This is a genomic window from Wolbachia endosymbiont (group A) of Apotomis capreana (genome assembly GCF_964027025.1).
GTDB classification, from domain to species: Bacteria; Pseudomonadota; Alphaproteobacteria; order Rickettsiales; family Anaplasmataceae; genus Wolbachia; species Wolbachia pipientis.
Genome location: NZ_OZ034721.1, coordinates 1311220 through 1324612 on the forward strand (window position 1 = coordinate 1311220; position 13393 = coordinate 1324612).

Consider the following 13393-nt stretch of genomic DNA (forward strand, 5'->3'; position numbering starts at 1 on the left):
ATAGCAACTGAAAAAATCTGGTGGCTACTGACAAAATTCATTATAAAATAGCCATTTAACCTTGAAAGAAAAAATATGCCACAAAAAATGAGGGTCAGTAACCATAGCGAATATAACAAATTTCTAGAAAAAAGAGGAAATATTTTTCATTATATCAACGAAGCCATAGAAAAGTGGTACGAGAATGGTCCAAAAATACCAGGTGGCAACAATATTTATAGCGATAAAGTTGTAATTTTGGTGCACATAATAACTTGTTTATTTAGAATAGGCCTGAGGCAAACAGTTGGGTTTATAGCAGGATACCTTGAGCAAATTGGGAAAAATTTGCAAGTTATCAGCTATTCACAATCATCAAGAAGGTTTAAGAAACTCAATATTAAGATCAATGATTGCAGAAAATAATATGGAAGATATCGAAATTGCTATAGACAGTACAGGAATTAGTATATACAACAACACTCCTGGTCATAGCAAAGAAAATAGCGAAGATAGAAAGTATCGCAGCTATGAACAGACAAGAAAATTGCATGTAATGTTGAATACAAACAGCAAAAAAGCCATAGCTGTAAAATACAGTAACGGCTGATCACTATGGAGCTTGTGATTTGCTAAAAGAAGTCGATTTTCAGTATGTCATAAAAGTACTATATGCAGATAGGGCATATGACAGAGAAAAGCTCTATAAGCTGTGTAATCAATATGGTATAAAAACGAAAATTCCTCCGAAAAACAACGCAGCAGAGCATCCAAAGTTAGACTATATGGCTGAGAGAAATTCTGCAGTCAAGCTCATAAAGTCATATGATGAAGATGGTATAAAGAAGTGGAAAAAAGAGATGAGTTATGGAAAAAGATCTTATATAGAAAGTTTTTTCTCGCGACTGAAACAAACATTCGGGTTTAGTTTTAGGAATAAATCTGAGACAAATAGAGAGAAGGAACTACTTGTTAAATGCTATTTGCTCAATAAGTTCACTGATATTGGTATGGCTAAATTTGAGATAGCTTCATAAATTTATTGTGCGTTACCTACTATCCGAAGAGCGATGCAACAAAGCCATCCCAGTGTCAAGCACTGGGATGACACCCTCCTTGGCAAACAATGTTCGTACAGCTATGTGCGTGACGCTGGCGCTGGAATCTAGAAAAAAATAGATCCAAGTAGTCAAGCTACTTGGATGATACTGACTGCTAATTTTTTATGCAAGAGGTCCAATCATTCACCGTTCTTGCAAGTGATAGCACTCTCACTTCTTTTGCACCGGAGTTTAAAATTTCCTGAGAGCAAGATCTTACAGTTGCTCCGGTTGTTACCACATCATCAACTAATATCACGATTTTATTTTCGATAATTTTCTTGTTGCTTGTTTTAAAAGCCTTCTTTAAATTTTTTTCACGCTGTTTAAGTGAAAGACCAGCTTGAGGCGCAGTATGGCGAAGGCGTTTTATTGCAAATGGCGTATAGGATAAATTGGACAACTTACTCAATTCTTTTGCAAGCAGTGCTGCTTGATTATATTTACGTTTAAACAAGCGCATTTTATGTAACGGTATAGGAATTATGATCTCTGCGTTCTGAAATGTATCCTGATTAGCTTGGTGTATCCACTTTGCATAGATTTTTACGTAATTCAAATTATCAAAAAATTTGAAATTTATAATCATGTTTCTACTATGTTGATCATAAGCAAAAACTGATCTTAATACTTTAAACGGTGGAGGATTGATGATGCACTTACCACACGTATAAATATTGTCTGAGATTACTACGCCACAAACATTGCAGTAATGCTTAGTTAGAAAATTGATTTTTTTGTTGCATTCACTACACAGATTAAGATTTTCATCAATGATACATTCGCAACTTACGCATACGCTTGGAAATATGAGATTTGTAGCTTTTTTTAGTAAGAGAAGGTTCACAACTCATTAAATATATTATAAAATAATTTATATAGTATAACTAAAGTAACTTAAGCTTACACTCTTTCACTTTTTATTCCATTTCAATATAGTTCATGCTGCTGAAAAGCAGAACTTATAACTCAGTTTGTGGTATACCATTGACTGAAGTAGTCTTTGAATTATCCTTAGATAAAAATTGATGTTTTTCTGGCTTCTGTACTTCACTCAACTTACTTTGCACTTTGTCACAAGCCCACACAAGTGGCGTTATGATTGACGCGGCAGCCCAAATGATAGCAGCGCAAGCATAACTTACAATCTTGTTAAATACTCTAGCTACTGCATTAGCACAATCTTGCCCCATTTCTAAAAATATGTTTGAATAATTAACGAATGATTTTGTATCTGTTTTAAAACAATAGTCCCCTGTTATTTTTGACAATAACTTGACTGGAAAGTATGACAAACATGCCACTATCAAAATAAAGGTTGCAATATTATGTTGGCTGCTAAAACAGCACCCAGTGTACACAATGAATACACTCCCTCTGCTCTGTGGCCCACGTATTCACATTTATCATTATCTTGATAATACTTGTTATAATTGTCTTTACTCTCAACTCCACAAATTACATCTTTCACAGGTCCTAGCACATTATCAACGTAACGTACAGATTTATAGAAACTATTTTCTGGAACTAGTGTGTTATCTTCTGCTTTCTTAGCAGGTACAACTCCATATTCAACGTACCTTCTAAAGTATCGATATACTGACATTCTTATCTCCAAATCATAAATATGCAACCTAGCCTAATATAATTAAGAAATAGTTTATAATAAATACGTTTTAAGATACCTGCCTGTAACACTTTCTGGAATTTTTACCACTTCTTCTGGAGTTCCAGTAGCAATCACTTCTCCGCCTTTTATTCCGCCCTCTGGTCCGATGTCTATTATATAATCTGCAGTTTTTATAACGTGCAAATTGTGCTCGATAACTATAACAGTGTTTCCCAGATCGACTAATCTATGGAGTATTTTTAGTAAGTTATTTATATCTTCAAAGTGTAATCCAGTTGTTGGCTCATCAAGAATATACAATGTTCTTCCGGTAAATCGTTTTGATAGCTCCTTGGACAGCTTTATTCGTTGTGCTTCACCCCCAGACAACGTTGTTGACGACTGTCCGAGTTTTATATAGCCAAGCCCCACTTCCTGCAAAGAAATCAACTTTTCTTTTACCATTGGAAGGTTTTCAAAAAAATCACAAGCTTGATCTATCGTCATATCAAGGACATCAGAGATTGATTTTTCTTTATAAGTAACTTCCAATGTTTCCCGATTATACCTTCGCCCTTTACATTGCTCACACTTCACATAAACGTCCGGTAGAAAATGCATCTCTATCTTTAAGTGCCCATCACCTTTACAAGCCTCACACCTTCCCCCTCTGGTATTAAATGAAAACCGGCCTATATTATATCCCCTTGCTTTTGACTCCGAAAGACCTGCAAACCAATTTCTTATATGAGTGAACATACCAACATATGTTGCTGGATTTGACGCAGGAGTTCTACCAATTGGCGACTGATCAACTTCTATAACTTTATCTATATATTCAAGGCCTTCTATTCTATCACACTGACCATACCTTGCAGACGAATGATGTATCTTATGTGCTGAATATTTATATAACGTTTCTATGACTAAACTTGATTTTCCCCCTCCTGATATTCCAGTAACACAAATAAGATTCCCTATAGGAAATTTAACGTTCACATTTTTTAAGTTATTTTCACATGCATTTATTACTTTTATGAACTGAGTTGCTTGCTTTCTTCTCCTTGGAATTAAAATTTTTTTCTCTCCACTCAAATATTGCCCTGTTATGCTCCCCGAATTTCTTTGCACCTGGTCTGGTGTTCCTTCTGCAACAACTTTTCCACCATTTACGCCAGCTCCAGGACCAATATCAATCGCATAATCAGCAGCCATTATTGTATCTTCATCATGCTCAACAACGATTACAGTGTTACCCATGTCTCTTAAGTTTTTTAGTGTGGCAATTAACCGATCATTATCACATTGATGAAGGCCTATCGAGGGTTCATCAAGAACATATAAAACCCCCGTTAATCCTGAGCCAATTTGCGAAGCAAGTCTGATCCTCTGACTCTCGCCGCCAGAGAGAGTGCTAGATTCTCGATCAAGCGTTAGGTAATTCAACCCTACATTCTTTAAAAATGTTAGCCTCTTGATTATTTCACTTAGTATTTTATTTGAGATTTGCTTCTGTTGTTCTGTGAGCTTGTCTGGCAAATTTTCAAACCACTTAAGGGATTCATCGATACTAAGCCCTGATATTTCACCTATATGTTTGCTATCAATTTTTACTGTAAGCGCTTCTTTTCTCAATCTATAGCCAGTGCATTCTCTGCAGTGAGTAACAGAGCAATATCGCTCAACAAGCGTTTCATCATAATCCATCTGGTTTTCTAAGATACTGACCAAACCTTGAAATTTACCGAAGCCAAAGAGTATCATATCTTTTACTTCTTGATCTATGTTCTTCCACGGAACATCAAGGCTAAATTTACAATTTTCAGCCAGTGATAGAATTGCACTTTTTAAAAATCCATAACCTGTGTGCACTTGACGGAACATTGATCCCACTGGCTTTAAAGCGCCTTCAGATATTGAAAGAGTTTCATCTGGCACTATCAGCTTCACATCAATAGCCAGCTTTTTACCAAGCCCATTACACGAACCACATGCACCGTAAGGGCTGTTAAAAGAAAATAATCTTGGTTCTATTTCCTCAAGAGTGAAACCAGACTCGGGGCATGCAAAATTCTCTGAAAAAGTCAGAATTTGACCATTTTTATACTCGGAATTATGGTTGTCAGGTAGGTTTACTATTTCTACATACATTAGACCATTACCAAGTTTTAGTGCGGATTCTATACTACTTGGCAGTCGATTTCCTATATCGCCCAATATTGATATTCTATCTGCAACCACAAAAATGTCGTGTTTCTTGTTCTTATCGAGTTTAGGCAAGTCATCTACATTGTACACTTCACCATCTATTTTGAACCTTACGTAACCTTGTCTTTTAATTTCCAATATCTCTTTAAGATGTTCTCCCTTTCTACCACGCACAACAGGGGCAAGTATATATATCTTAGTTTCTAAAGGTAACGCAATTATAGTATCTACAATTTGAGACACCGTTTGTTTTGTTATTGGTAATCCAGTTGCAGGTGAATAAGGAACTCCTATTCGTGCATATACTAAGCGCAAGTAATCGTAAATTTCGGTAACAGTTCCAACTGTTGACCTTGGATTTTTTGAGATCGATTTCTGGTTGATAGATATTGCAGGAGAGAGACCTGTAATCGACTCAACATCTGGTTTATCCTGAATGTTGAGAAATTGACGCGCGTAAGCTGACAGGCTTTCAACGTACCGGCGTTGGCCTTCTGCATAAATCGTATCAAATGCAAGGCTAGACTTGCCAGAACCACTTAGCCCAGTTATAACAACTAGCTTATTTTTCGGTATATTGACGTCTACACCTTGCAGATTATGTTCCCTTGCGCCCTTAACTCTGATAAAATCGTCCATATTATACCATATAGCGTATTAACCATTATAGCCTCAAAATACGTGAATTTATAGTGATATATTGATTTTCTATTGATTTTTTCAACTGTTACGGAAAATTAAGCAGCGTTTGATAAATCGTCATTCCGCTACTTGTTAGCGGCTGAGATACCGCGACGGTATGACGGTTAAGTAGGCCAGTGCCCCTATGATGTCATCCCAGTGTCAAGCACATAGCTGTACGAACGTTGTAGTTTAGGAGCAATTCCCACCAGTGGGCCAGTGCCCAGACACTGGTTCTATGCAACTTAATTAAAAACGTTTGTTTTAGCGTAAGACAACTACCTTTAGCTCATCAGCTCAGTTATAAGCAAAATTTCTGGATTCCAGACTGGAATGACACCATTTGCTGTGCAATTTACCTTCAAAAATGAATGTTCGTACAGCTATGTGTCAAGCACTGGGATGACACCATTCTTTTTTCTGGATTCCAGTGTCTGGGCACTGGAATGACACCCCCCTGATAGGCTCAAATCATAGTGTTTGTACAGTTGTGGGTTTAGGCTACCTATAAATTCTAAACTGTTGTTACGTATTAGGACCACCAAATACACCCCCAGGACCCAAAGTCAGTTTAGCTATATCAGAAAACAGGTTATGTGGAAATCTTAAAATACTTCTTGTTCGCCAAGCAAAATAAATACATTCCTACAAACAAGCAGATGCTCAATACTGACACATAAGAAAACTTAAAAATTAAATCTCTAATGTATATTGATAAGCATTTACCTGCAGAAAATTTGTATAGTAATCCAACACATACAACGGCACTATCAACCACTGATGCTATAATTAAAGTAATGAAATTTGCCATATGAAAATTCAACTTGGACTTCAATTTTTCAAAAATAATTATGCTTGAGAGAAGAGATACTAAAATTGCAGTATATGAAATCAATATCATCAAATTAAAACTTTGCCATTTAAAAACACAACATAGCGCTGTACACACTATTAAGTTGTACGTAGCTTTGCTTCTGCCATAAAATTCAACCATTGAATTTACAACTAAAGCAGCTCCCACAAATAAGGCAGCACATATCATCAATTTATTTGAAGTGTTGAGTAAAGAAAGACTGATAAACAGGAGTATCGATAAAATAGACATAATTACCTACCCAAAATTAATAACATACATTCATTCTAAATAAACATTACATATAGTAAAAGAGTTATTTAGCATAATAAGAAAAATATTTTATATTAGCATGCCACATCTTTCAGATCTACTTTTAAAACATCCTTTATGTTTAGCACCTTTTTCTCTGTTACTTTGCCAATACATGAATAAACTGCACCTTCAAACAATTCTTCAAACCTCTTCTGATTTTGTGGTGCAATAGTAACCAAAATTCTACTTTGCGATTCAGAAAACATTATTATCTTGTTTATTATGTCTGTATTTTGTATTTTTCCTATTGGCACTAGTGAAAGATCGATTTCAGCACCAAGGTCTCCTGCAATTAGCGATTTTGCCAGAGCAATAACTAATCCGCCTAAGTTTGGTGCAATTGCAGAGGCAATTATGCCATCTTTTATTGCCTGGTTGTAACGCTCATACAACTTCCTAGCGCTCTTTGCATCAACTTTTGGTACGTTGTTATTACCTATTCCACTATATAACTGATATTCAGATCTACCAAGTTCATCAAGTGTTTCTCCAAGCACATATATCAAGTCCCCTGGCATTTTTACATCAAGCGATACCGCATTTTCAATATTTTCTATAATTCCAATTGCTGAGATGAGTAATGAAGGTGGTGCAGAGATTATCACTTTCTCGCCATTTTCATCATATCCCTTGAAGTCATTGAACATACTGTCTTTTCCGGATATGAATGGTGTTTTAAATGCAGTTGCGAAGTCGTAACAAGCCTCTGCAGCTTTCTTTAGTTGCCACAACCTTTCTGGATTATAAGCATCACACCAGCAAAAATTGTCGAGCAACGCTAGATGATTTATATTTCCTCCTGCGGCTACATAGTTGCGTATCGCGGTGTCAATTGCACATGCTGCCATGTGGTAGGTGTCAATTTCTCCATAACTTGAGCCAAATCCTTGCGATTTTACAACACCTTTATTTGAAGAAAGAACAGGCCTTGAGACAATAGCTTCGCTGCACATTCTTCCCTTGCCTTGCAGTGGTTTTAACACTGACGATCCTTGAACCTCATGATCATATTGCACCACTATGAACTCTTTACTGCAAATGTTTGGTCTGCTTAACATTTCTTTTAATTCAATTTCTAAAGAAGGCGAACTTGTTGTCATTCCAGCGCGTGGCGCTGGAAGCCCCTTAAACCACGGCTTTGTCTGTAAATGCATTTTAGGATTACCATCATGCAGAAATTCAGTTCCGATATCCATTATTACTGTCCCTTTAGGACATTTAACAACGGCTTTACCACTCTCATTAAACTCTCCAATCACACAAACCTCCACATCATGTTTTTTCATGATTTGCTTAAACATAGGGAGATTTTCTTCTGGCACTGCTAAGGTCATTCTCTCTTGTGATTCTGATATCCATATTTCCCACGGAGCCATACCATCGTTTTTAAGGAGAACCTTGCTCAAATCAACTTCAAATCCGTCTTTTCCCATTTCACCAATAGACGACGACAGCCCACCTGCTCCATTGTCCGTTATTGCATTATAAAGACCAAGATCTCTTGCTTTTATGACGGCATTGGATAGTTTTTTTTGTGTTATAGGGTCACCAATTTGCACAATCGTTGAAGGGCTGTTTCCCGACAAAGCCTCTGAAGAAAACGTTGCGCCGTGAATTCCTTCCCTTCCAACTCTTCCACCAATAATTACGATTTTATCGCCATTTTTTGGTCCTTTAATGTGAGAAGGTGCGTTATTTATGTTGCGCGGAATAATTCCGACACTGCCAACAAAAACCAGCGGCTTGCCACAAAATCTATCGTCAAAATATACCGATCCAAGTTGTGTTGGAATACCAGAGCAATTACCAGCAACATTAACACCATGGATCACTTTTTTCATTATATATTTTGGCGGTAAGATCTCATCAGTGCGCTCTTTATCCCTATAAAATTTGCCTTTTGCTTCTTTGGCAAAGCAAAAGTAATAGGTATTCATTATAGGCTCCGCGCCTTTCCCGAAACCAACTATATCACGATTTACTCCAAGTACCCCAGTCATTGCTCCACCAAATGGATCAAGAGCTGAAGGGCTATTGTGGGTTTCAACTTTATCTACAATCAAGTAATCGTCATCAAAAATTATTCCTCCTGCGTTGTCAGAGAAAACTGACACACATATGTCAGAATTTATCTCACGCGTTGCACGCTTAATATAGTGAGCATATAGACCGTCTTTTATTTCATCAATAGGGGAGCAAAAAATATTGTGTTTACAATGTTCAGACCAAGTCTGTGCCAGAGACTCAAGTTCGATATCATATGGATTTCTGCCAAGTTTATTGAAGTAATCCTTTATATCCTTCATTGCTGCAAGGGAGAGACCTAAAGTGCCATTGCCATCGATTCCATCTCTACTAATTTTTTCAAGCTCTTGGTCACTTACATTGAGGTCAACAGACTTAGCCCCATTACTACTTGATGTCATCCCAGTGCTCTCTTCTGTCATCCCAGTGCTTGACACTGGGATCCATTCTTTTTTTTCCTGGTCACGCGCTGGAATGACACCGGAGTGGGTATCTCCAGCTCTCCCTTCTGTCATTCCTGTTTCCCCCTCTGTCATTCCAGTGCTTGACACTGGAATCCAGTTTTCATTATACAATTGCTTGAAGTTTTCTGGATCCCAGTGTCTGGGCACTGGGATGACACCTTTTAATTTACCGTAATGCCTCCAATAGCAATTGCCGTTTTCTTTATAAACAAGAATGCAATACTCAGTGATAGGATTAAATTCTTGTTTTATATCATCTTCAGTTGCTTGACTTAGAATCAATTTTGAACTTCTTGCTTTTATACAAACATTTTCATCAATGTAGTCCTTGTTTATTAAATATTCTCTAACAATTTGTTTCACTGTGTTGCCTACATTATCGGTCATGCCAGGTAAGAAGCTTATTTCCAAGCCCCACTTTGCTTGTGGTTCTATGAAATCATACGGAACTTCTTCAAGGTTTTCATTGTAGGAATAATAACGGCAGTCTTGTATGACTTTATTATAAAATAGCCCGCAAATTTCTTCATATAATTTGGATGGTAATCCTTTGCGTATGTAAATCGAGTAAACGTTGACTAACCATCTGCGGCCAATTTGCTCGCATTTATTTAAAACTTCTATTCTAATGTTTGCCATGTAATGTTATAAAAAATTTTAATATATAATAGCATACAAGCACGTTTATATTTTGAATAATTTCTATACAATAAAATATTGTATTAATTGTTACTGTTAGTGGGAAGAGTTTTTACCGTTAATGTGGATGAATCTCTTTTTGATGTGCTGGTTCAGCACATATTTTCTGAATATGAAAGAGAAAAAATTCCTGAAGTAAAAATCATACTTCCTTGCAAGAGGGATGTGATAGCGCTGCTGAGTGCATTCAAGAATCATAACGCTAAAAAATGCATAATTTTGCCAGAGATAGTTTCGCTAGAGAATATTGATGAGGAAGATTTAATATTAAATCTTGATAGGGTTAAAGTTATCAAGCCAACAAAAAGGACACTGCTACTCATTCAATTCATATTGGAGTGGAATAGAAAAAATAATGATAATTTTCCAATTGATTTAGCTTATAGCCTGCCATCACTGCTTGATAAAATTCAATCTACCCAAACAACGGATTGTTATCAATTTGATGAACATTCAAAAAAAATAGAGAATTTCATAAGCTTACTCACTGAGACTTGGAGTAAAACTTTAAAAGATTTAGAAGTAGTAGATATATTAAAACATAAGAGTGATTACATAAACAATATGATAATCTCTTTACAAAAAGACCAACATATAATCTTTGTTGGAATTGGAAAGGATAAGTCGTTAATTAAGGCTATATATGACCTGCCGTTTGGAGAAATAATTTTGCCTAACCTGAATTTGAAAATTAAAGAGAAAGACTGGAAATTGCTTGATAAAAAACACTATCAATATTGTCTGAAAGATCTGCTAGGTTATTTAAGTATAGGCAGAGAGGATGTAAGTTTTCTGCCAGAAGCGTGTTCTCCAGTGCCCAGACACTGGGATCCAGAAAACTTAACTTTAAATGAGCGCACCAGGTGGCTGTATAATGAAAACTGGATCCCAGTGTCAAGCACTGGGATGACAGAAGAAAGGGCTGGGATAACAGGAAGTCCTGAGGAATATCTAGATTACGTCTTTGATACAACTGCCGATCTAAGCAAAGTTAGTAGTGGACATGTTGGCAATATTGAAGTCATCACTTGTGATTCCAGAGAGGAAGAAGCACAAGTGACATCATTAATTATAGAAAATGAAGGTTATGAAAACATTTCTTTGGTCGTCTTTGATAAATTACTTGCAGCTCGTATAGCATGTTTATCAAGGCAACACAGTGCCATACCGGAAAATTACCCTTATATAACGCTTCTGCTTTATAGTATCGAAGTTTTGACCTCAAATTGGAGCAGTGTGTCATTACTTTCGCTCCTTAAACATAGGCTAGTGACTTTTGGTTACACTCAAGAAGAGTACACTCGGATTTTATCTGAATTTGAAATAGAGATATTACGCAACTTTAGTACAAATGGCCTGAGCGATATTATAAATGCTATCAATGCCCATAAAAAGCTAAAACATAAAGAAGATATATTACTTATTATCAATAAGTTAGAGGCTATATTTAATCCTTTGCTTAATTCTATAAATTACTCTATTTCTGATGTGGTAGCAACTCATTTGCAGTGTATTAATATATTATCTGGTATAAATTTTTCAGAGCTAAATAGTGAAATAGGTAATTTCACCTGTAATTTCTTGAATGCATGTGAGGGTGTAGAAATTAAGTGCTCCTTAGAGTTATATAGCCAAATTCTGACCTTATTTTTAGAGAAAGAGTTTTTCTCTGTAGCAAGTGACTTGAATAAATTCAGCTTATATCACAACAAAGTTGTAATACTTGCTGGATTTAATGAAGCGCCAAGCTTTCAAAATCCGCTTTTGAATGCATTTACGAGAGAAAAATTTAATCTTCCTTCCGTGCAAGAAGAGCAGGGGTATTTTTTTTATACTTTACACAATTTGTTTTGTGCAAGTAAGGTTTATATTACAAGATCGCTAAGCCATAGAAAGCCAATTCTATTGCAGCGTTTGGAAATTCTGCTCAAGGAGGGGAAGCAGCCGTATCGTGATTGGCTAAGGATATTAAATACGCCTGAATGTATTGTTCCATGTACTCAGCCTATGCCAAAACCTCAAACCGAAGTTAGAAAAGAAAAAATGCAGGTGATGTCTTGCAGTGCAATAGAAAAGCTAATTCGTAATCCTTATTCATTTTACGTTGAATATATACTGGGTCTTAAACAATTAAGAGACTTGAATTTTAAGCCATCGATATTGGAATTTGGCACTATGGTACACAACATTCTTGCAAGATATTTACGCAACAAAAAATCTCCAATGAGCATTGCACGAGAAGCATTTTCGACTAGTCAGTTTAATTTTTCAAATATGTGGTGGGTAAGACTACAAAAGATAATTCAATCTTTTGTCGAATTTGATGAAACTCGAAGCAATTATGTTGAGTTGGAAAAGAACTTTTCCTGTCCGATATTTCATATTCCAGCGCGTGACACTGGTTCTTGTGATCAGTATGAAACTGCTTGGATGACAAATAAGCCACAAGAAATTTCACTGATAGCAAGATGTGATAGAGTTGAGTATCTACCAAGTGGGCAAGTGGCAATTATAGACTATAAGCTTGGTACACCACCTTCCAATGAAGAAGTAATGTCGGGATTTTTTCCGCAATTAATTTTACAAGCCTTAGCGGTAGAACATATAACAAAAAGAGAAGTCTCAGAACTTGCTTATTGGAAACTTGATTATGATAAAATAAAAGTTATTTCTATACAAAATTATAGATACAAAATGCAAGAATTAAAAAATGATCTGCCTGGTTTTTTATCTAACTATTTAAGTAATTCCACACCCTTTATTGCCTCTCCATATTTTGATAAATTCCTGAGATTTAACAGCTATAAACAGCTAGAAAGGGTAGGAGAGTGGTTGTAAATGGTGTCATCCGAGTACCTGACACTGGTTTCCATCCAAAAGGGTGTCATCCCAGTGCCCAGACACTGGGATGGCTTTGTTGCATCACACTTTATGAGATGGTGATTTATGGTAAATTCATGTAACTATCTCAAATTTAGCCATACCAATATCAGTGAATTTATTAAGCAAATAGCATTTGATTAGCAGTTCTTTTTCTCGATTTATCTCAGATTTATTCCTAAAACTAAATCCGAATATTTGCTTTAATCTTGAGAAAAACCCTTCAATATAAGATCTTTTCCCATAATTTACTTCTTTTTTCCATTCTTTCATGCCATCTTCACCGTATAATTTTATTAACCTAATAGCAGCATTCCTGTCAGACATATAATCTATTTCTGGATGTTCTGCCGCATTGTTTATTGGTGGAATTTTTGTCTTTATATCATATTCGTTACACAACTTATAAAACTTGTGCCTATCACATGCTCTATCTGCATATAGTGCTTTTATGGCATGCTGAAAATCAACTTCTTTTAGCAAATCACAAGCTCCATAGTGATCAGCCGTTACTGTATTTTACAGCTATGGCTTTTTTGTTGTTTATATTCAACATTACGTGCAATTTTCTCGTTTGCTC

The 13393-nt window shown here is 36.0% G+C and carries 12 protein-coding genes; 5 read left to right on the top strand and 7 right to left on the bottom strand.

Annotated features, from left to right (window positions below; all coding sequences use genetic code 11):
* Positions 1-75: 75 nt before the first annotated feature.
* Genes AAGD50_RS06610 through AAGD50_RS06625 form a run of 4 tightly spaced genes read left to right on the top strand, consistent with a single transcriptional unit; the run spans position 76 to position 1158 of the window.
* Entirely contained in the window at positions 76-405 is a 330-nt protein-coding gene (locus AAGD50_RS06610; RefSeq protein WP_007548762.1) for a transposase, read from the top strand.
* Positions 389-589: a hypothetical protein gene (locus AAGD50_RS06615; protein WP_010082383.1), complete on the top strand. Its 201-nt coding sequence runs from the start codon at positions 389-391 to the stop codon at positions 587-589. The genes AAGD50_RS06610 and AAGD50_RS06615 overlap by 17 nt, the downstream gene beginning before the upstream one ends.
* A gap of 19 nt (positions 590-608) precedes the next feature.
* Positions 609-1016 carry a transposase gene (locus tag AAGD50_RS06620; RefSeq protein WP_007548764.1) on the top strand — a complete coding sequence of 136 codons (408 nt, stop codon included), beginning with the start codon at positions 609-611 and terminating at the stop codon, positions 1014-1016.
* Positions 1017-1023: 7 nt separating this feature from the next.
* Positions 1024-1158: a hypothetical protein gene (locus AAGD50_RS06625; protein ID WP_256437791.1), complete on the top strand. Its 135-nt coding sequence runs from the start codon at positions 1024-1026 to the stop codon at positions 1156-1158.
* Between the two features lie 36 nt (positions 1159-1194).
* Here AAGD50_RS06625 and AAGD50_RS06630 read toward each other — a convergent pair whose 3' ends face one another.
* The 6 genes from AAGD50_RS06630 to AAGD50_RS06655 form a co-directional block, all read right to left on the bottom strand.
* Positions 1195-1926 carry a ComF family protein gene (locus AAGD50_RS06630; RefSeq protein ID WP_155969427.1) on the bottom strand — a complete coding sequence of 244 codons (732 nt, stop codon included), beginning with the start codon at positions 1924-1926 and terminating at the stop codon, positions 1195-1197.
* Positions 1927-2041: 115 nt separating this feature from the next.
* Complete coding sequence (locus tag AAGD50_RS06635; protein WP_341810039.1) at positions 2042-2350, bottom strand: hypothetical protein; 309 nt, start codon at positions 2348-2350, stop codon at positions 2042-2044.
* A 35-nt stretch (positions 2351-2385) separates the two neighbouring features.
* The gene (locus AAGD50_RS06640) at positions 2386-2685 is read right to left on the bottom strand and encodes a hypothetical protein (protein ID WP_341810040.1); all 300 of its coding nucleotides are present in this window, start codon (positions 2683-2685) and stop codon (positions 2386-2388) included.
* Positions 2686-2739: 54 nt separating this feature from the next.
* Positions 2740-5535, bottom strand: coding sequence for an excinuclease ABC subunit UvrA (gene uvrA / locus AAGD50_RS06645; protein ID WP_264373775.1), 2796 nt, complete (start codon positions 5533-5535; stop codon positions 2740-2742).
* Positions 5536-6169: 634 nt separating this feature from the next.
* The gene (locus AAGD50_RS06650) at positions 6170-6682 is read right to left on the bottom strand and encodes a hypothetical protein (RefSeq protein ID WP_006279733.1); all 513 of its coding nucleotides are present in this window, start codon (positions 6680-6682) and stop codon (positions 6170-6172) included.
* Between the two features lie 95 nt (positions 6683-6777).
* Positions 6778-9873, bottom strand: coding sequence for an AIR synthase-related protein (locus AAGD50_RS06655; RefSeq protein ID WP_264723927.1), 3096 nt, complete (start codon positions 9871-9873; stop codon positions 6778-6780).
* A gap of 99 nt (positions 9874-9972) precedes the next feature.
* On the opposite strand from AAGD50_RS06655, the gene AAGD50_RS06660 reads away from it, so the two are divergent.
* A complete protein-coding gene (locus AAGD50_RS06660) occupies positions 9973-12771 on the top strand; it encodes a WPE palindromic element domain-containing protein (RefSeq protein WP_196770128.1) in 2799 nt (932 codons plus the stop codon).
* Between the two features lie 117 nt (positions 12772-12888).
* Here AAGD50_RS06660 and AAGD50_RS06665 read toward each other — a convergent pair whose 3' ends face one another.
* A complete protein-coding gene (locus AAGD50_RS06665) occupies positions 12889-13296 on the bottom strand; it encodes a transposase (RefSeq protein ID WP_174516160.1) in 408 nt (135 codons plus the stop codon).
* Positions 13297-13393 lie beyond the last annotated feature (97 nt).

What these genes read in the sequence shown, in the direction of transcription:
- AAGD50_RS06610 (WP_007548762.1), top strand. Translation starts at nt 76, where the DNA reads ATGCCACAAAAAATGAGGGTCAGTAACCATAGCGAATATAACAAATTT.
- AAGD50_RS06615 (WP_010082383.1), top strand. Translation starts at nt 389, where the DNA reads ATGATTGCAGAAAATAATATGGAAGATATCGAAATTGCTATAGACAGT.
- AAGD50_RS06640 (WP_341810040.1), bottom strand. Translation starts at nt 2,685, where the DNA reads ATGTCAGTATATCGATACTTTAGAAGGTACGTTGAATATGGAGTTGTA.
- uvrA (WP_264373775.1), bottom strand. Translation starts at nt 5,535, where the DNA reads ATGGACGATTTTATCAGAGTTAAGGGCGCAAGGGAACATAATCTGCAA.
- AAGD50_RS06650 (WP_006279733.1), bottom strand. Translation starts at nt 6,682, where the DNA reads ATGTCTATTTTATCGATACTCCTGTTTATCAGTCTTTCTTTACTCAAC.
- AAGD50_RS06655 (WP_264723927.1), bottom strand. Translation starts at nt 9,873, where the DNA reads ATGGCAAACATTAGAATAGAAGTTTTAAATAAATGCGAGCAAATTGGC.